The sequence below is a fragment of the Cytophagaceae bacterium genome, assembly GCA_016722655.1.
Taxonomy (GTDB): Bacteria; Bacteroidota; Bacteroidia; order Cytophagales; family Spirosomataceae; genus Leadbetterella.
In genome coordinates, this window is the sequence record JADKIR010000004.1 from 1,894,895 (window position 1) to 1,914,790 (window position 19,896).

Consider the following 19,896-nt stretch of genomic DNA (forward strand, 5'->3'; position numbering starts at 1 on the left):
TTTTCATAATTTATTATTTGGGCAGCAAATCGTGCTTTCACCAGTCGCTCTTTTTTGCGGCTATCGCCAGCAAAAAAAGGAGCTCCAACAATGGCTCAATCACGGCTGCAATTCGGAAAAGCGTTTATTTTCCTGAGTAGTAAGCAAGTGCTTTTTTCATGTCAGTTTTTGAAAGTGAAATATCATAAGCACAGTCGCCGATTCCTTTCAAAATAGATGCCCTGACTAATTTGCCCCGGTTTTTCTTGTCTTGTTGTGTTAATTTTATAATGGTATCAAAATCAGCAGAATCAATATTTACAGTACCATAAACTGCATAAATAAACTCCTCAATCTGAGCCAGTTCGTCTTCTTTGAGCATCCCTTTCTGGAATCCAATGTATGCTTCTGCAATCATTCCGGCGGCAATAGCCTCACCATGCAGCAGCCTTTTTTTGCCTTTATCTAAAAAGAAAGTTTCGATTGCATGCCCGAGCGTATGACCGAAATTCAGGATTTTTCTCAGTCCTTTTTCAGTTGGGTCAGCTGTCACAACTTTTTTCTTAATTTCTACCGAATGCTGTATCAAATCTCCCAGATTTTGTTGATCCAAATCCAGAATCTTGATTTCTTTCCACTTGGCGGCATCCTGAATCAGGCAATGTTTAATAATTTCCGCAAATCCCGACCTCAACTCTCTTTCGGGCAAAGACTTAAGAAATTCTTTATCTATCAACACGGCATTTGGCAACGTAAAAACTCCCAAATGGTTTTTAAATCCTTGAAAATCAATGCCTAATTTACCTCCTACGCTGGCATCTACCTGCGAAAGTAAGGTGGTCGGAATCTGTATGAAATCAATGCCTCTCTTATAAGTTGCTGCACAAAAGCCACCCATATCACCAATCACACCACCACCAAGATTGACCAAAAGTGAATGCCTGTCAAGTTCATTTTCAGTCATTTGTTCCCAGATATATGAACAAGTTTCAAGATTTTTGTTTTCCTCTCCCGCTTTTATCTGAATTACTTTATGGGCAGGAAGCAAGGGCTTAACTGATTCATAGCAATGTTTTTTGGTATTTTGATCAACCAAAACCATCACTTTGGAATAATTTTTATCGCTTAAATATTGGCTTAGCGTTTCGGAGATTGGCCCGATTTGTACAGACATTTTCTTAGATTTTGAAATGCAAAATTACGCTTTTAAGCTGTAAAATGTAAGAAAATATTGCAAACTCAAATATTCAGAATTTGCTGACCAATAATTTTTGCAGATGATTAGTAAAAAAACACCTCATCAATGAAAAACCAGCCTTTATCTCCTTTGCCGGGATGCCATGCGGGAAGTTTTGAAACAGGATGAGCCACAATTTTCACTTCACTGATTTCAGTCCCTGTCATACTCAAATCAATTCCTTTTGCTGCCTGGCTGCCCATTTTTTTCAAAGGATCAGGAATGACTTTCTTTAGTAAAATCCAGCTTTTACCTTTTTGTCGATAAAATACTTCGACCCACTCCGGGGGCATGATGTAAGAATCAGGTTTTTCGGAATAGCTGATGGTCATCCCGGTGGCCTTTGTGGATTTTTCGAAATAAATTATACTTTCAAAATCTTTTCCCCGATAACCCAGCCAGTTTTCATCTTTAAAATTGGTGACATCACCCAATTTGCTATTGATTAGATTTATCCCTCCTTTTCCTTGATATTGGGGGTCAGGTTGAGTAATCAATTCGGCTTTCTGAGCTTTTATGCCTGACTTATAAAAAGTAAAAGTTTTAGCCTCAGATGCCAGCCAACCCTCTTTGGTGGCCAAAACATTAATTTTAGTGTATTTGGAAAGCCTGATGGGAGTTTTATATTCCTGTGCCTTCAACGTATCAGGCTGAGAGCCATCAATGGTATATCTGAGCGTAACTTTGGGAAGAGAATGCTTGAATTTTATCTCAGTTTGGTCATTGATAATCAGACTTTCATTGACCAATGAAGGAGGGTTTAATCTTAGTTTTTCCGAAGGATTGGGCACAAAACCTGTATAAACCAGCAATCCATTTTTTTGGAGATTTTGAGCTTCTGAACTTGTAATTTTTGTCTCCCATAAATACAACTCCTTCAATGATTTCAAAGGCAGCAATTTGGATAGCTCATTCAAACTGATTTTTGTATTGGAAAGAGCCAGATGATTGAGATTTTTGCAGTTTCTAAGCTTTTCAATACCTTTTCCACTAATATTGGTCTGATTAAGGGTTACTTTTTCGAGGTTGGAAAATTTGGCAAGAATATCAAAAACTTCATCCCCAACTGGCATTTTGGCTAAATTAATACCCACCAATTGTCCCTTTGCTTTTTCTAAGTTTTTAAGGGTATTCAGGTCAAATTTTGAGTTAACAAAAAAATCGGCCATCAAAGCAGGTGAACCATTTGCGATGGGTTCAACTGTACAAAAAGGTGTATTTAATTTTTCTATATCCGACTCCGATAGGGCTTTGAAATCATAAACTTTTTCAGGAGCCTCTAAGTTGCTTTTCCATTTAAAAAAAAATGAATTGGGGGTTAATTGGCTAATTTTCAAAGTGTAGTTTGTCCCTTCTTTGATCCAATTTTTTAGTATTTCAATTTCTTCTTTTGTCAATTGGGGTTTCCCTTTGGGAGCCATGTGCTTTTTATCTTCTTCGGGCAAAGCAATCCTTTTCAAAATATGACTATTAGTGGTATCGGCGGCAACCCACAATTTACCATTTTTCCCGCCTTTCTTAATGGATTCTATGCTTGTTACATCCAGTTTTCCCTTAGCTTTTTGTGGATTATGGCAGCTTTTGCACTTATTCTGTAAAATAGGATTCACCAACTTCCCAAAAACCGTATCATTATGTGTATTTTTTTCAGATTTGAAGCTCAAAAAATCTTCTCCATGGGTTATACTTCCTCCCAAATGCCCGACAACGGCCATTAGTCCAAAAACTAAAATTCCGGACCATAGGCTAAGCTTGGGATTATCTGTTATGTTTTTTCTAAATTCATAAAGCATATATGATAACACGCTTACTATCAGTCCTGTGGTTTTATGATACTTGAGTTGTGTTATCTCATAATCTCCTCCAAATGAAAGCAAAAAGCCAGAAAAAGTGGTCACAGCAGCCGAAAACGCCAGGATTAAAAGAAGATATTCAAATATTATTTCAGAAGATGCCTTTTCGATATTGGAACGAACAAGAAAAAATAAAGGTATAGCAACCGCAAAGCCTATAGGCAAATGCAGAATGAGCGGGTGGAACTTCCCTGCATAATTTAACCAATCAGGAGATTGTACTTTTTCCTGGAAAATAAAAAATAAAACACCGATGACGTTAAGCCCTAAAGTCAGCAGAGAGAGAATTCTTTTCATATCAGGCGATGATTCCGGGGACTAATTTGCCAGCAATGTCGGTCAGGCGATACCTGCGACCAAGGTGTTTATAGTTGAGCATTTCATGATTGAGACCCATCAGATGGAGTACCGTGGCATGAAAATCATGCACATGTACGGGGTCTTTGATGATATTATAGCCAAAATCGTCAGTCTCACCATACACTATTCCGGGCTTTACCCCACCTCCTGCCATCCAGATACTGTAAGCTCTGGGGTGATGATCGCGTCCGTAGTTATCTTTTCCGAAAGCTCCCTGTGAGTAGTTGGTACGGCCAAACTCGCCTCCCCATATCACAAGTGTTTCGTCTAACAGGCCTCTTTGCTTTAAGTCCATCACCAATGCTGCCGATGCTCTGTCCACATCTTCGGCCTGGAGGGGCATCTCACCGGTGAGATTTCCGTGCTGATCCCAACCCTGATGGTACAATTGAACAAATCGCACCCCAGACTCCGATAATTTTCTGGCCAACAGTGCATTAGCTGCATAAGTGCCAGGCACAAGACAATCGGGCCCATACATTTTTATGATATGATCAGGTTCTTTACTCAGGTCGGTGAGCTCAGGTACGGCGGTCTGCATCCTATAGGCCATTTCATACTGCTTAACTTTGGCCTCCACCTCAGGATCCTTGTTTTGTTCAAAACCCAAATGGTTGAGTTCTGCCAGTTTATCCAGCATTCTTCTGCGGGCTTCTTTGTCGGTTCCTTCGGGGTTATTGAGATATAAAATGGGTTCTTCTCCACTCGAAAAAACTACTCCCTGATGGGTCGAATCCAGGAAGCCGTTGGTCCATAGTTTTGAATAGACCCCTTGACCATTGCCTCGTCCTCTTGACAGCAATACACAAAATGCCGGCAAATTTTGATTTTCACTTCCCAGACCATAGCTTAGCCATGCACCCATGCTGGGGCGATTTCCCACCTGAGCACCGGTCTGTAAAAAAGTAAGTGCTGGATCATGATTAATAGCCTCGGTATTCATTGTTTTTACGATACAAATATCATCGGCGATTTTTGCAATATTGGGGAAAAGTTCACTTATCCAGGCTCCTGATTTTCCATGCTGATTAAACTTAAAATAAGAACCTACCAACGGAAAATTCTTTTGTCCGGAAGTCATACCTGTTAACCGCTGGCCGTTTCTGATGGATTCAGGTAAATCTTGCCCGGCCATTTTGTTGAGAAGTGGCTTGTAGTCAAAACTTTCGAGCTGAGAAGGAGCCCCATTTTGAAACAAATAGATGATTCTTTTTGCCTTTGGAGCAAAATGCGGTAAGCCCACCGGAAATGCACTTGAAGTTTCCCCTGACCCAAATAAATCCGGCATTAAAAGTGAACCAAGGGCCGCAGAGCCCAGACCCACTGCCGCTTTGCCCAGAAAGTGCCTGCGGGTAATATTCAGCCGGTTTTTCAAAAATTCATTTTCCATAATTTAGATTCTGATCAGGGTTTCTTCCATATTATAAATCATCTGATAGGTTTGTAAAAGTGCGGCCAGTTCAATATTGTTTTTTACCGATTTGTTCTCGTATTCTCCTATCTTTTTCAGGGCTTCTATTTTCTTTGGATTTTTCTGAAAATATTTCATTTCGTCTTCGAAATAAGCCTTTAATATCTTCAGTTCATCACTGGAGGGTTTTCTACATACAATTTTCCTGAAACCATCAGTAAGAGCCTTATCGATAGTTTTTTTATTCAATAATTCAGACTGAGCCATTACCCTGGAGCTTTCCAGTACGTGCGGGTCGTTGAGCATGGCCAATGCCTGCAAGGGGGTATTGGTCCGGCCTCTTTGCACCTCACATTGGTCGCGGTTACTGGCGTCAAAAATAAGCATCGATGGCGGTGGCACGGTACGTTTTATAAAAACATACATACCCCTTCGATACAATTCTTTTCCATGATCCTGAACATATCTGGCTAGGGTGCCTCTTCCCGAAGTAGCCACTTCCCAGAGGCCTTTCGGCTGATAAGGTTTCACACTTGGACCTCCTATTTCCTGATTCAATAAGTCGGAAGTAGCCAGCACATGATCCCTGACGATTTCTGCAGGAAATCGTAACCTGGACATTCTCGACAAATATTTATTTTCAGGGTCGGTTTTGAGGTGTTTTTCAGTTACAGTGGATGACTGTCTGTAGGTGGCCGACATCACGATTTGTTTAACAAGTCTTTTCATGTTCCATCCATTTTCTCTGAAGTCAACCGATAACCAATCCAAGAGTTCAGGATGAGTTGGCAGCTCTCCCTGCATTCCAAAATCACCCAGAGTTTTTACTATGCCTCTTCCAAAAAACTGCTCCCAAATTCTGTTCACAAAAACCCTTGAGGTCAGTGGATTTTGCGGATCAAACATCCATAGAGTCAGTCCCAAGCGATTTTTTTCAAATCCTCTGAATGGCATAATGGCTGCCGGTGGTCCAAAATCTACCACCTTTCCGTGGGCATCATAATTGCCTCTCTCCAGTAAATAGGTAGGTCTTATTTTTGAAGAATCTTTCATGACCATCACATCCAGCCGGGCAGTATCTTTTTTATTGATAAATTTAAAAATGCTTTTTATGTCTTCATCTTTGATTCGCATATTGGGTGGATCGGCAAATGAAGCATCTATAGTACCGAAGAGGCCTTTTTCGGGCACCTGATTAAAAAAAGCAAAGGTGCCAAAATATTCTTCCTGACTTATTGGGTCAAACTTATGACTGTGGCATTTGGAACATTCCAATGTAAGAGCCAGCATTGATTTCCCAAAAGTATTGGTACGGTCGGTCACATACTCTACCCTATATTCTTCATCAATTACTCCACCCTCCTGTGTGATTTTATGGTTGCGGTTAAAACCCGTGGCTAGTATCATTTCTTTGGCTTTTGGGTGCCCCTTCATTTTCTCGGCAAGAATATCACCCGCCAGCTGCCAGGTTATGAATTTTTTGTAAGAATAATTGGAATTGAAAGCATGAATAACCCAGTCTCTCCATGGCCACATAGTACGCAGGCCATCATCCTGATACCCATGAGAATCGGCATAACGAGCCACATCCAGCCAGTTTATGGCCATTTTTTCTCCAAAATGTTTATCAGACAAAAGTCTGTTTACCACATTTTCATAGGCCTGCGGGCTTTCGTCTTTTAAAAATGCCTCCTGCATTTCGATGGTCGGTGGTAAGCCAGTCAGATCAAAACTCAGTCTCTTTAGCAACGTTTCTTTTCCCGCTTCTTCAGATGGCTTCAACCCTGCAGATTTCATTTTATCATAAATGAAGTTGTCAATTGGATTTCTAACCCATTCCTCGTTAGCTTCGGGCAACTTTGATTTTTCAGGTTTTAGGAAAGACCAGTGTTTTTTGATAGGAGCTCCCTGCTCAATCCATTTTTTAATAATTTTTATTTCCTCCTCGTTAAGGCTTAAATTAGATGAAGGTGGCGGCATCTTCAAGGAAGTATCTGAAGTGCTGATTCTAAGATAAAGCTCAGAAAGCTCAGGTTTTCCTTTAACAATCACATGAGCATCGGGATTATCTTTTAATGCTGCATAAGCCCCATTTTCGGTATCCAGCCTTAAGTCGGCCTCCCTCTTATTGGCATCGGGTCCATGACAATGAAAACACCTGTCTGACAAAATCGGACGAATGTGGAAATTATAGTCCACTACGTCAGGCAAACTATGTCCTTCAGAAGTGGTACACTGCATCTGAAAATAGGTCAATGCAATAAGAAGCCCGGGAATCAGGATTTTTAGCAGTTTTTCCATTAATAGGGTTTAGAATTGTATATCTTAACAATATTAATAAAACTTCTATATTTAATAAAATTTTTTATTAAATAAATTCAATTTCTAGCCGGATTTTATTTCATGGAAATTTAATAAGGTCTGGAAAAACTATCCGGAACCCATTTTTGAAAACAGATTTTTGATTTTATTTTTTGTAATCTGAAAGTGAAAGTTTCAATTTGCAAGAATTTCACTCAAAATATTGTAATTTGAAAGTGAAAGTTTCAATTTGCAAGAAAAAATCATATATTTGTTGCAAAAAAATCTGGAAATATGATTTCGAGAGAATTAGAAAATAGGCTAAAAGATGCATTAAGTAATATTCCCGCGGTGGCTCTTTTGGGCTCCCGACAGGTTGGAAAAACTACTTTGGCATTAAAGATTGCAGAAAGTTTTACTGCCAAAAAGTCAATCTATCTTGACCTGGAGTCTGATGCTGATCGCTCAAAACTCCTCGATGCGGAAGCATTTTTAAAGGTACATTTTAACGAACTTATCATTATTGATGAAGTGCAGCAAATGCCTGATCTTTTCAGAACTTTGAGGGTGATAATCGATCAAAGAAAACGGGCCGGTGAACCCAATGCCCAATTTTTGCTTCTGGGTTCAGCTTCGAGAGATTTGCTTAACCAGAGCTCTGAAACGTTGGCTGGTCGTATTTTGTATCTGGAACTGACTCCTTTTTCGATAAAGGAACTTGTTGAAAGTCAAGATTTTAATTTTTCTCTGGAAAAACTTTGGTTACGAGGGGGATATCCTGATAGTTTTCTTGCCAATAGCGAAAATGTAAGCTGGGACTGGAGAACCGGCTTTATTTCTACCTATGTGGAAAGAGATATTCCGAGAGCAGGTCTGGGCATTTCACCATCCAGAATGCGAAATTTTTGGACCATGCTGGCACATCTTCAAGGACAACAACTTAATCTTTCAGCTCTGGGGAAAGGCCTGGATGTAAGCCATACCACCACCCGAAATTATTTGGATATCTTGACGGAACTGTTTATGGTCAGGCAGTTGCCAACTTGGTCAGGCAATACCAAAAAGAGATTGGTTAAGTCTCCAAAAGTATATATCAGAGATTCAGGCATACTTCATAGACTTCTTATGATTCAGGACTTCCAGCATCTGTTAGGACACCCGGTTGTGGGGTATTCATGGGAAGGTTTTGTGATCGAAAATATTTTAAATTCCTTGTCTGATCAATGGCAAGCAAGTTATTATCGCTCGGCAGAACAAACAGAAATAGATTTAATTCTGGAAAAAGGTAATGAAATATGGGCAATTGAAATAAAAAGAAATCTCACCCCCAAAGTGCCTGTGGGCTTCATAAGAGCAAGTGAAGACATTAAAGCAACCCGCAAATTTCTCTTGTATAACGGAACGGAGACTTTTCCTATGAATGCTGAAATAGAAGCAATGGGTATTTTGGAGTTTTTGAAATTAATTGAAGGATAAAAAAATTGCGGCCTAAAAAATATGAGCCGCAATTCTGTTCTAATCCCAGTTATTAATTCTTTTATCCTTAAAATAAAAAAACTCATCTATATAGACGCATTTCATTCCCATTTCGATGCCTCTGTATATTTTTTTAACATTATTTGTATAAAATTCCCCATTTAAAAAATTTCCCCCAATCGTAAATCCCAAATCGAATCAATCGTAAATTGAGTTAATCGTAAATCCCAAATCGAATTAATCGTCAATCGAATCAATCGTCAATCGAATCAATCGTAAATCAGATCAATCAAATAATCGACCCATTCAGCCCCTTAACCGATAGATTTTCCAAAAATCACAATGGGTGGTTTCATTTTTCAAAAAAAAGAATACTTTTACAAATCTTTATTATCATCAAACTAACCCTAATGGATAGACGAAAATTTATTCAGATGACCGGAATGGGGCTTGGAGCCTTTGCTGCCACGTCCATCCCGATAATTGGTCAGGCCACTACTGCCGAACTTATGGCAGAAAATACGGTGGACATTGCGACCAAAAAGAAATTTGCCGACATCGCCCTAAATGCCGCCCGATCCAAGGGAGCCACTTACACCGATGTCAGAATAGGCAGGTATCTACAGCAGTACCTCTTCACACGTGAGACCCGCGTGCAGAATATTGTGAATGCCGAATCGTATGGCGTCGGAATCAGAGTTATAGCCAATGGTACCTGGGGCTTTGCTGCCACCAGCGACGTTTCGGCTGACGGTATTGCCCGATGTGCCGAAACGGCTGTAGCGATTGCCAAAGCCAATTCAAAAATGCAAACCGAGCCGGTTATACTCGCTCCTCAAAAAGGTGTGGGTGAAGTAACCTGGAATACGCCCATTCAGAAAAATGCTTTTCAGATACCCGTGCAGGAAAAAATTGACCTGCTGATGAAGGTAAATGGCGAAGCAATGAAAAACGGGGCAGCTTTTGTTACCTCAAATCTGTTTTTTATCAACGAGCAAAAATACTTTGCCAGCACCGATGGCTCTTATATCGATCAGGATGTGCATCGAATTTGGCCCACATTTACGGTAACTGCAATTGATAAAGCGGCAGGGAAATTTAAAACCCGCGATGCCCTCAGCTCACCAATGGGCATGGGATATGAGTATCTTGATGGTCTGGCATCGGAGAAAATTGCCGGACCAAAAAATCTCGTAGGCTATCGAAACAGCTACGACATGGTTGAAGATGCCATTTTTGCGGCACAACAAGCCAAAGAAAAAATCACAGCCAAGAGCGTAGAAGCGGGAAAATATGATTTGGTACTTGACCCCAACCACCTTGGTCTTACTATACATGAGTCTGTGGGTCACCCGACCGAGCTCGATCGCGTACTGGGTTATGAAGCCAATTATGCAGGTACCAGCTTTGCCACACTAGACAAGTGGAAAGCCGGCAACTTTAACTATGGCAGCAAGTTGGTCAATATCGTGGCAGACAAAACCCAACCTAATGCCCTCGGTACAGTGGGTTATGACGACGAAGGCGTGCCATGTAAAGAATGGAATATCATCAAAGACGGAACATTGGTCAACTATCAGGCCATCCGAGACCAGGTCAATATTTTGGGTGAAAATGAGTCGCATGGCTGCTGTTATGCCGACAACTGGAGCTCGGTGCAGTTTCAGCGGATGCCCAATGTTTCTCTGAAACCCGGCACCGAAAAGTTAAACGTGAACGACATGATTAAAGGTGTAGAAAAAGGGATTTACATCATAGGTCGCGGCTCTTATTCTATTGATCAGCAGCGTTATAACTTCCAGTTTGGGGGGCAGCTGTTTTATGAAATCAAAAACGGTGAAATCGCCGGAATGCTGGAAGATGTGGCATATCAGTCAAATACACAGGAGTTTTGGAATTCATGTGTACAAATATGCGATAAAGACGATTACCGAACTTTCGGTTCATTCTTTGACGGCAAAGGTCAGCCTTCTCAGGTTTCGGCTGTGTCGCACGGAAGCTCTACCACCCGCTTTAATGGTGTAAATGTGATCAATACCGGAAGGAAGATTTAAAAAGAGTTGGAAAGAATAAAGTAGGTCAGCACCGAAGGTCAGACCGGTCAAAAATTACTATTACCTACTCCCTGTTAACTAAAAAAATTATGAAAATATTATCAAAAGAAGAAGCCAAAAAGATCATCGACAAAGTGATTGGTTTTTCGAAAGCTGATGAAATAAGCGTCACCCTCAGTGGTGGCCGAAGAGGCAATATTCGTTATGCCCGCAATACGGTTTCGACGGCAGGGGAGTCAGAAAATCTGTCTCTTGCAGTCACTTCAGGATTTGGAAAAAAGTCCGGTACAGCCACCATCAATGAGTTGGATGATGCCTCACTTGAAAAAGCTGTAAGAAGAGCCGAGGAGATTGCAAAACTTGCTCCCGAAAACCCTGACTATGTTCCTACCCTTGGTCCACCGGTATATGTGGACAATCAGACATTTGCCCAGGCTACGGCCAATATTACGCCTGAATTGAGAGCAAAAGTTGCTGCCGACAGTATAGGAGTTTGTGCCAAAAACGGACTCATAGCAGCCGGTTATCTGGAAGATAGCAGCGGATTTGCCGCTATGGGCAACAATAAGGGGCTGTTTGCATATAACAAAGAATCACAAGTTGATTTTTCGGTGACGGTCAGAACAGACGACGGCCTCGGATCAGGATATGCCTTGCAAGACTTCAATGATGTGAGTCTCCTGAAAGCTAAATCGGCCACAGAGGTAGCGGCACAAAAAGCCAGGGCTTCGGTAAAGGCACAGGCTTTGGAGCCGGGGAAATATACGGTGATTCTGGAACCTGCCGCAGGGGTAGATTTACTTCAAAATATGATGCGTAGCATGGACGCTCGCAATGCCGACGAAGGCCGCAGTTTCTTAAGTAAAAAAGGTGGCGGTACCCGATTAGGCGAAAAACTCTTTGACGAAAGGGTAAATATCTACTCTGACCCTCAAAATCCGCTTTTGCCCGGCTCGGCGTTTAGTGGTGATGGTCGCCCGCAGGAAAAGGTTTATTGGGTAGAAAAAGGAATAGTTAAAAATATGACCTATTCGAGGTATTGGGCAGAGAAAAAGGGTGTGAAAGCCATACCGCCGCCAGCAGGTTTTATCATGGAAGGAGGCGACAAATCACTGGCCGAAATGATAAAAGGAACCAAAAAAGGCATATTGGTGACCCGCCTGTGGTATATCAGATTTGTGGATCCTCAGACCCTACTCTATACCGGTCTTACCCGCGACGGAACGTTTTACATCGAAGACGGAAAGATAAAATACCCCGTAAAAAACTTCAGATTCAATGAAAGCCCGGTGATAATGCTCAACAACCTGGAGGAAATGGGCAAACCTGTGCGTGTGAGTGGCAATCTGGTGCCGCCCCTCAAAATCAGAGACTTCACCTTCTCGAGTCTGAGTGATGCGGTGTAGGGAATAATTGTCAGGCTGAGCCTGGAGGAATCATTGTAAAGTTTTACACTTCGACAAGCTCAGTGTGACAAACGATGTCAGGCTGAGCCTGTCGAAGCCACTGGAAAGTTTACAATTGGTAAGCTCAGTGTGACAAACAGTGTCTGGCTGAGCCTGTCGAAGCCACAAAAGAGAGTACGCTTTGACAAGCTCATTGTAACAAATGTGTTCGAAAACCTCCATCCCCGCAGCAGGGATCGGAGCATTGTTTGAGCTCCCACGCCTAAGCGTGGAGCGAGTGCGGAGAGCCCGGTGACCACGCCTTTGCGTGGGCAGCTGCCCAAAATAATATCCCAAATCTCCTGAAACACCACCTAAATTTCTCCTTTCATCAATTTTTCGGAAAAATCTGCATCATTTTTCATAAATTTCCATCTTAAAAAGAAAGAAAAAGCTATTGAAACCTTTCGTTTTTACGCGTATTCAATACCAGTCAGGCGATTGGGACACCGACCAACAGATGCCCTCCAATCTGCTCAATTCGCTGGTGGAATACACGACCATACCCATCGACGAAAAGGAAAGGGTGATTTTTCTGACGGATAAAAACCTGTTTAGAAGCCCTTTTACCTATCTGAGCGGGCATAAGCTGGTGGAGTTTAACGCCCAGGAACGCGAGGCACTGAAAAGGTATGTGGAAAACGGCGGTTTTCTGTTTGTGGATGATTGCAACCACGACATCGACGGGCTTTTTGCCAAGTCTTTTGAGCAGGAAATGGGCCGTATTTTTGGCCAAAATGCCCTGAAAAAAATCCCCAATGACCACGAAATTTATCGTAGTTTCTTCGAGTTTGAAGGTCCGCCTACCACGAGTTTTGAGCTAAATGGCTGGGGCGACGACCTGGTGCACGATTACCTGAAGGCCATCACGGTGGGTGGCAGGATAGGCTTGCTGTACTCCAACAAAGATTACGGTTGTGAGTGGGACTATGATTTCAGAAACAAAAGATGGCTGGCAGAAGACAACACCAAATTTGGTGTCAACATCATAAATTACGCTTTAACACGCTAAAAAATTGGAAACCAAAGAACATTACAAAACGCTAGTGAGCAAGCTGCCGGCTCTTAAGACGGAGATTGGAAAAATAATTGTGGGCCAGCAGGAGGCCGTGGAGGAAATTCTGATTTCGTTTCTTGCCGGTGGGCATTGCTTGCTCGAAGGAGTACCGGGTCTGGCTAAGACACTGATGGTGAAGACCCTGGCGGAGGCCCTCGATATGGATTTTAAACGCATACAGTTTACGCCCGACCTGATGCCGGGGGATATCCTGGGTACTGAAATCCTGGAAGAAGACCATGAAACGGGCAGGAAGTTTTTTAAATTTAACAAGGGACCGATTTTCTCCAATATTGTACTGGCCGACGAGATAAACCGTACTCCGCCCAAAACGCAGGCGGCCCTCCTGGAGGCCATGCAGGAATACAAGGTGACTTATGCCGGCACCAATTACCCCATTGAGCGACCATTTCTGATTATTGCTACGCAAAACCCTATTGAGCAGTCGGGTACCTATCCGTTGCCGGAGGCCCAACTTGACCGGTTTTTGATGTATATTAAACTGGGGTACCCGGCTGAAAATGAAGAGCTTGAAGTTTTGAAACTTACGACCGGAACGGCTTCTGGGTCTGTTGGAAAAGTATTGAGCAGTAAAGATATAATTGACTTACAAACCTTGACCCGTGAAGTTTTTATTGATGAAGAATTACTAAAAACTGTCAATAATTGGGTGAGATCAAGCCGGCCGGAGACCAGCAAGCTCGATTATGTAAAAACCTGGTGCGACTGGGGAGCCGGCCCGCGTGCAGGACAGGCTTTGATACTTTGTGCAAAAGCCCGGGCGGTGATTCATGGCAGGTATGCAGTGATACCGGAGGATCTGGAGAAACTGGCGTATCCGATCATGAGACACAGGTTGACACTGAACTTCAGGGCTGAGGCTGAAAATATCAGTACTGATGATGTGATCAGACAAATAATTACTCAAAAATAAGCCTGTTGCGGGATGTTGCTCAACCAGGAAATCGTAAAAATCAAAAACCTTCAACTTGCCGCCAGACTGGTGAGCGAGCAGGTGGCTTTAGGCATGCATCGCAGCCGAAGAACTGGCGTGGGGGTAGAATTTGAGCAATACCGACATTATGTGGCAGGCGACGACCCCAAGCGTATCGACTGGAAGCTTTTTGCCCGCACCGGAAAACATCAGATAAAAGAATCGACCTCGGAAAGTCAACTTACGGTGACGATGTTATTGGACCTGAGCGGCTCCATGAATTATGCCGAAAGTGAGGTCACGAGGTTACAGATAGCAAAAATATTGTTGGCTTCTTTGGGCTATATGGCTTATATTCAGAATGATAATGTACAGTTGGGCGTAATTCAGAATGGAGAGATAAGCTTGTTGGTACCTGCCGGAAAACAGGCATTCAGAAATGTGCTTTATCAGCTTGAAAATCTGAAAGCAGGAGAGAAGCTGGAATTAGGCAACATAAATAAGGGTGTGCTTGCCACCAAACAAAAGGAATTAATTGTAGTTGTAAGCGACCTTTTTTCTGATGATTTGGATTTTGCGAATGAGATTAAGTCATGGGCTATGCCCGGGAAGGAAATCATAGTTTTGCAGCTTTTGGGACAGAAAGAGCTGGACCCCGACTTCAAAGAAATGCATCGGTTTCGGGATTTGGAAACCGGTAAAGAACTGGAGCTTTCGGCGGGGAATATCAGAGAAAAGTATAAGGTCTCTTTTCAGAATTATCTCTCAGAAATTGAAAAAGTGCTTACAGACAAGCATATCCACTATTCCAGATTCACGTTTGACACGCCTGTTGCCGAAATATTAACCCAAACCCTCAGCAAGATAAAATGGAGTTTTTAAATCCAAATATGCTTTGGGCCGGTGCGGCTGTGGGGATTCCGGTGTTGATTCATCTCTGGAACCGGAAAAAGAGCACAGTGGTACAATGGGCGGCTATGAGGTGGCTCATGGAGCAACAACAAACGGTGGCACGAGGGCTTAATTTTCAGGAATGGTGGTTGCTGGTACTCAGGATTTTGGCTGTGATTTTTCTGACGACTTTTTTGGCCAGACCTTATTTTGATTTTCAAAAAAAAACTAAGAAATCAGAAGTTTTGATTTACCAAAATACCCCGGGTATTAAGGAGGAATTTAGATTTGAAATCAATAATAGAGAGGGAAATTTTTCAGAGGTGATAGCCTTTGATCAAAAATCTGGCTTACAGTATTTTATAAACAAAAACCCATATCTTTTTACAGAGAAAAATGCCACGCTGATTTTAGAGAAAAACAGGACTGAAAGCAGTATTTTTTTACCTGACACGGCCAAAATACTTTTTGGAAATCAGAAGGAAAATAAGAAAAATGGAGTATTGAAAAATGGTGAAAACTATTATTATGTAGAAAATAATACTTTGAAAAAAAGTGAAACCATAAACGGTCTCCAAAATGTACAACTGACTGAAAATAAAAGCATAAAATATAAAATTGTAGGAGAAAAGGGCAAGGTTGAAAACTCCTTAAAGAGTATCTGGAAAGTGTATGGATTGGTTTTCGAAACCGACGAAAAACAACCTGATTTGATTTTTGAAATTTCAAAAAATGAATTGGAAATAACTGACACAAAGACCCAAATGATTGAAACCATAAATGCCGATATGGGAAATCTGAGTTTTGAAGGTGCTTTGCCTGAAAAGCTGCTGGATAAACTGCTGAATATTTGGTCATTAAAACCTGAAAATAATGAAATTTCAGTCAGTCAAATGAAGGCCGGTTTTGAAGTTAATCCCGCTTATTTTCCTAAAAAAAACAAATTTTATGAGGTTTATTGGGCTTTGGCTTTTTTAGTTATAGTGGCAACAGAAAGATATTTTTCGATTAAAAAGAATAAATGAAAGGTTTAAAAAAATTGGGAAAGAATATTTCAAAGCAACTCCCCTCTCCCGGGGAGAGGGGTTGGGGGTGAGGTTATAGACCCCTTGATTTCAAGATTTTTGGAAGTAACATTAAAATAGGTCAATGAATCGACTTAAAAACATAGTAAAACTCACTTCGGTGCAGCTGTTGACAATCAAAATACTGTCAGTAGGATGCTATGTTTTTGCTTTTTATTTTTTGTTCAAATATTTAGAAATTTCTAAATATATTTCACTGATATTCAGATTTTTAATTCTTATTTTTGGTTTTTGGGAATACCGTATATTTAGTTTCCGAAAAGAAGAAGCTATACTGTTTTTGCATAAGAAAAACAAAAGCCTCGAATATTCATTGCCTCTGCTCTATTTGGCTGAAAGCAATGCCGTAGAAAGTCTGCAAATTGAGAGAATTTCCCAACAAAAAGAGCTGCAAATATTTGAGTTTCCTAAGGCTCTGGTCTTGCCCTTGCTTTTCCTGGGTCTGGGTATTGGCCTTAATTTTTTACCCAAAAAAATATCAGGAAATGAAAACAGTTTGACGTCCTTTTTCAGTGAAAAACCTGAAGTTAAAACGGAAAACAAAGCACCGGAATTTCTCGGAGCAAAAGTTAAACTGAGCCCACCTCCTTATACCGGCCTGAAGACTAAATATAGTTATGACCTTAATTTTGAAGCCATTACGGGTACTAATATTATGTGGGAAATGAGATTTAGTCATTCTGAAAATCTGAATGTTTTCCTCGAAAATGCATATGGTTTAAGGCTTTCATTTGAAAAAAAAAGGGGGAGTTTTATCCATACCGACAAACTAATTGCTTCAGGATTTTACAACTTAAAAGCCCTCTGGCGTGACAGCCTGGTTTATCAGTCGCCACTTTATCGCCTGGAGGCTTTACCTGATGCCCCTCCTCAAATTGAACCCGCTTCAAAAGAACTATATTCTGTATATGCTCCAAAATCGGGCTCAAATATCAGTATTTCGGCCAAAATCTCTGATGATTTTAAGGTCAGCAATGCTTTTCTTGTGGCTACAGTGGCACGGGGAAGTGGCGAAAACGTGAAGTTTAGAGAGGTAAAATGGCCGGTTGGAGGCAAGAATTTTAAATCTGAGCAGATTACCAAAAACATAGACCTCAAAGGATTGAATTTTAGTCCGGGTGATGAACTTTACTATTATTGGGCTGCTTTTGACAACCGGCTGCCTGAGCCAAATTTTACTAAATCTGACACCTATTTTCTGGTCTATCGCGACACCACCAATCAGGATGAAACCGAGCCGGCCACCATGGCCATGAATATTCTTCCCGAATATTTCAGAAGTCAGCGGCAGATAATTATTGACACCGAGAAACTCATAAAAAAACGAAAAAAGATTGCAGCTCAGGTTTTTAAAAGTGAGTCAAATGAAATCGGATATGATCAGAAAGTGCTCAGGCTGAGATATGGTCAATATCTTGGAGAGGAATTTGAAGACAACATTGGCCATGTGGCCCCAGGTGGTGAAAGCGGGAACATTCTCGAAGGATTTGTGCACGCTCATGATTCTGAGGAGCAGGAAGATAACCATGTGGAAGCTGAGCACCACCACGAACATGAGCACGCAGGTCAGGAAACTCAGAATGATGACCCGCTGGCCGCCTTGATGGAGCAGTTTGTGCATTCTCATGACGACGCCGAAACCAATACTTTTTATGAACAAAGTACCCGCAGCCTGCTCAAAATGGCACTTGAACAAATGTGGCAGTCAGAGCTACATTTGAGGCTTTATGAGCCGGAAAAAGCTCTTCCATTTGAAAATAAAGCACTTGAATATCTCAAAGAGGCCCAGCAAAAAGCCCGGACTTATGTGAAAAAATCGGGATTTGACCCACCACCTATTAAAGAAAAAGAGAAAAGACTGACCGGAGAACTGACCAAATACAATGCCCGGCAGCGATTTATGAAGGCGTTTTCGGCGGCAGAAATCCAGATTTTAGCTGCTGAAACCATTGATATCCTTGAAAAAAGCAAACCCACAGACAGGGATAAGGTAGAATTAGCCCGCCTAGCTCAGGCATTTATTCAGGCCAAAAGTCTTGATAAAAAGTGGGTTTCGGTGCTTCAAAAATTAATTAATGGACAAAATGCAGGTGAAGAAGAATTGAAACACTTACAAAATGCACTTCTCAATTTATCGGGAAGGCAATCGGCAGAAATCAGGAATAATTTTGAAAACAAGAACAAGGCTCTAAGAAATGCGTACAGGTCTTTGTTGCAATAAATAAATGGATAAAACAGAAATAGTAATATTGAGTTTGGGGTTATTGATGGTAATTGCCATCATGGTTTTTCAGCTATGGAAAAGCCGGCCTGTGAAGCCCCGGAAATGGGTGCTCAATATCCTTTTTTTGTTATCGCTTGTGATTTTGGTTTTCCCAATAAAATGGAAAGCCGATCAAAATCAAAGAAAAATCTTAATTCATGACAAGAGCTTGAGTCAGGATTTCCTGAATCATCTGAAAGACAGCTTAAAAGTGGATAATTTGCTTTCTATCAATTCTATACAAAAGAATAAGGTTTCAGATTTATTAAAGAATTATGATGAAATCATATTAAGCGGGACCAATTTTGAACCTGCATTTTTGGCTGCCTTATCGGGAAAAAAAATACTTTATTTTCCTTTTTTTGAAGAAAAAACCATATCGGACTTACATTGGAAAGGAAATTTGAATCAATTCGAAAATCAGGAAATTACAGGCAAGATTTATTCTAAAAGTTCCGGAATTTTAACTGTAAAATACGGAGATACAATTTTGGACTCGGTGAAAATTTCTAAAGAAAATCAAGGTTTCTCTCTTAATTTTCCAGCCTTTGGTATTGGTAGAAATAAAGTTGAATTATTTTTTGAAGGAAAACCTGTGGCGGAGGTTAATTTTTTCACAAAAAAACTTCCTGAACTCTCCTTAAAAATGCTTGCAGAAAATCCGGATTTTGAGATGAAGACTCTGGCCGATTGGCTGGGAAAACAAGGCCACAAAGTGGAGCTGGTTTCTAAAGTGTCAAAAAGTGATTTCAGTGTTTTGGAAATCAATAAAAAATCCTCACAAAAAGCTGATATTATGATAGTTTCTCCTGAAAACCTTCAAAATAGAGAATTGAAAAGTACCGGAGTTTTAGTAATGAATCTCGAAAATCCGACGGTTGAAATCAATAAAATTAATAACGTTTTTGCAGAAAAGTTCAGAATCAAAAGGGTCAGTAATGAGTCTGAAATCTCGTTAAAAAACGGTGCTTTTCACCACCCTTTCGTTTTTGAAAAATCAAATTTTTACCTACAGGAAAAAGAAGGAATTTTGGCGGTAAGTCCCGAAAAACTGGCGGTGTCATTATATTCTGAAACTTACCCGTTGATGCTTTCCGGCGATTCCCTGGAATATGGGAAAATATGGGCATCTGCAATCAATGTCATCATTCCTGACCAAAAGAATAATCTAATCATTGAGGCTCCCGTTTTACAAAAGCAGTTCCAGGTAATAGTAATTAATAAGCCTGAAAAATTGATTAAAACCAATATTCTAGCGGGAGATTCAATTAGTTTACAGGCAAATGGACAAAGTGATTTTTCGGGGAAAATGTTATTGAAAAAACCGGGGTGGCAGACTTTAAATGACAGCATAGAAATATTTGTTGAGAAGGCCGAATTGCCTTATCAAAAAGCAAATATTATTTCTAAAATACTGAAATATAATAATTTAAATTCCTTTAACAACGTTGAGGCTGAAGGCTATGAGGAGATAAGTGAAGTTTGGAAGTGGATTTTGGTAATTCTTTTGTTTACATTATTATGGGTTGAGCCGAAATTTTGAAATCATT

General features: G+C 40.9%; 13 protein-coding genes. 9 read left to right on the plus strand and 4 right to left on the minus strand.

Annotated elements, in window-relative coordinates:
* Positions 1 to 124: 124 nt before the first annotated feature.
* The 4 genes from aroB to IPP61_08720 all read right to left on the minus strand — a co-directional run bounded on the left by aroB (position 125) and on the right by IPP61_08720 (position 7,141).
* Positions 125 to 1,153, minus strand: coding sequence for a 3-dehydroquinate synthase (aroB, locus tag IPP61_08705; protein ID MBL0325244.1), 1,029 nt, complete (start codon positions 1,151 to 1,153; stop codon positions 125 to 127).
* Positions 1,154 to 1,260: 107 nt separating this feature from the next.
* Positions 1,261 to 3,366: a chitobiase/beta-hexosaminidase C-terminal domain-containing protein gene (locus IPP61_08710; GenBank protein MBL0325245.1), complete on the minus strand. Its 2,106-nt coding sequence runs from the start codon at positions 3,364 to 3,366 to the stop codon at positions 1,261 to 1,263.
* A gap of 1 nt (position 3,367) precedes the next feature.
* The gene (locus tag IPP61_08715; GenBank protein ID MBL0325246.1) at positions 3,368 to 4,819 is read right to left on the minus strand and encodes a DUF1501 domain-containing protein; all 1,452 of its coding nucleotides are present in this window, start codon (positions 4,817 to 4,819) and stop codon (positions 3,368 to 3,370) included.
* A gap of 3 nt (positions 4,820 to 4,822) precedes the next feature.
* Positions 4,823 to 7,141, minus strand: coding sequence for a PSD1 domain-containing protein (locus IPP61_08720; protein ID MBL0325247.1), 2,319 nt, complete (start codon positions 7,139 to 7,141; stop codon positions 4,823 to 4,825).
* A gap of 294 nt (positions 7,142 to 7,435) precedes the next feature.
* On the opposite strand from IPP61_08720, the gene IPP61_08725 reads away from it, so the two are divergent.
* From IPP61_08725 to IPP61_08765, 9 genes are all read left to right on the plus strand, one after another.
* Positions 7,436 to 8,617, plus strand: a complete 1,182-nt coding sequence (locus IPP61_08725; protein ID MBL0325248.1) for an ATP-binding protein — start codon at positions 7,436 to 7,438, stop codon at positions 8,615 to 8,617.
* A 410-nt stretch (positions 8,618 to 9,027) separates the two neighbouring features.
* Entirely contained in the window at positions 9,028 to 10,671 is a 1,644-nt protein-coding gene (locus IPP61_08730; GenBank protein ID MBL0325249.1) for a TldD/PmbA family protein, read from the plus strand.
* Positions 10,672 to 10,760: 89 nt separating this feature from the next.
* Complete coding sequence (locus tag IPP61_08735) at positions 10,761 to 12,077, plus strand: TldD/PmbA family protein (GenBank protein MBL0325250.1); 1,317 nt, start codon at positions 10,761 to 10,763, stop codon at positions 12,075 to 12,077.
* Positions 12,078 to 12,513: 436 nt separating this feature from the next.
* Positions 12,514 to 13,128, plus strand: coding sequence for a DUF4159 domain-containing protein (locus IPP61_08740; GenBank protein ID MBL0325251.1), 615 nt, complete (start codon positions 12,514 to 12,516; stop codon positions 13,126 to 13,128).
* A 4-nt stretch (positions 13,129 to 13,132) separates the two neighbouring features.
* Positions 13,133 to 14,107 (plus strand): MoxR family ATPase, encoded by a 975-nt coding sequence (locus IPP61_08745; GenBank protein ID MBL0325252.1) that lies wholly within the window; start codon positions 13,133 to 13,135, stop codon positions 14,105 to 14,107.
* A gap of 12 nt (positions 14,108 to 14,119) precedes the next feature.
* Positions 14,120 to 14,989, plus strand: coding sequence for a DUF58 domain-containing protein (locus IPP61_08750; protein ID MBL0325253.1), 870 nt, complete (start codon positions 14,120 to 14,122; stop codon positions 14,987 to 14,989).
* On the plus strand, positions 14,977 to 16,023 hold the full coding sequence (locus IPP61_08755) for a BatA domain-containing protein (protein ID MBL0325254.1): 1,047 nt from the start codon (positions 14,977 to 14,979) through the stop codon (positions 16,021 to 16,023). Before IPP61_08750 ends, IPP61_08755 begins: the two co-directional genes overlap by 13 nt.
* A 124-nt stretch (positions 16,024 to 16,147) precedes the next feature.
* Positions 16,148 to 18,304: a hypothetical protein gene (locus IPP61_08760; protein MBL0325255.1), complete on the plus strand. Its 2,157-nt coding sequence runs from the start codon at positions 16,148 to 16,150 to the stop codon at positions 18,302 to 18,304.
* 4 nt (positions 18,305 to 18,308) lie between these two features.
* Positions 18,309 to 19,889, plus strand: a complete 1,581-nt coding sequence (locus tag IPP61_08765) for a hypothetical protein (protein ID MBL0325256.1) — start codon at positions 18,309 to 18,311, stop codon at positions 19,887 to 19,889.
* Positions 19,890 to 19,896: the final 7 nt, after the last annotated feature.

Bases quoted from the DNA above. Each gene is read 5' to 3' on its own strand.
- aroB (MBL0325244.1), bottom strand. From the start codon at position 1,153: ATGTCTGTACAAATCGGGCCAATCTCCGAAACGCTAAGCCAATATTTA.
- IPP61_08710 (MBL0325245.1), bottom strand. From the start codon at position 3,366: ATGAAAAGAATTCTCTCTCTGCTGACTTTAGGGCTTAACGTCATCGGT.
- IPP61_08715 (MBL0325246.1), bottom strand. From the start codon at position 4,819: ATGGAAAATGAATTTTTGAAAAACCGGCTGAATATTACCCGCAGGCAC.
- IPP61_08720 (MBL0325247.1), bottom strand. From the start codon at position 7,141: ATGGAAAAACTGCTAAAAATCCTGATTCCCGGGCTTCTTATTGCATTG.
- IPP61_08725 (MBL0325248.1), top strand. From the start codon at position 7,436: ATGATTTCGAGAGAATTAGAAAATAGGCTAAAAGATGCATTAAGTAAT.
- IPP61_08730 (MBL0325249.1), top strand. From the start codon at position 9,028: ATGGATAGACGAAAATTTATTCAGATGACCGGAATGGGGCTTGGAGCC.
- IPP61_08735 (MBL0325250.1), top strand. From the start codon at position 10,761: ATGAAAATATTATCAAAAGAAGAAGCCAAAAAGATCATCGACAAAGTG.
- IPP61_08750 (MBL0325253.1), top strand. From the start codon at position 14,120: ATGTTGCTCAACCAGGAAATCGTAAAAATCAAAAACCTTCAACTTGCC.
- IPP61_08755 (MBL0325254.1), top strand. From the start codon at position 14,977: ATGGAGTTTTTAAATCCAAATATGCTTTGGGCCGGTGCGGCTGTGGGG.
- IPP61_08760 (MBL0325255.1), top strand. From the start codon at position 16,148: ATGAATCGACTTAAAAACATAGTAAAACTCACTTCGGTGCAGCTGTTG.
- IPP61_08765 (MBL0325256.1), top strand. From the start codon at position 18,309: ATGGATAAAACAGAAATAGTAATATTGAGTTTGGGGTTATTGATGGTA.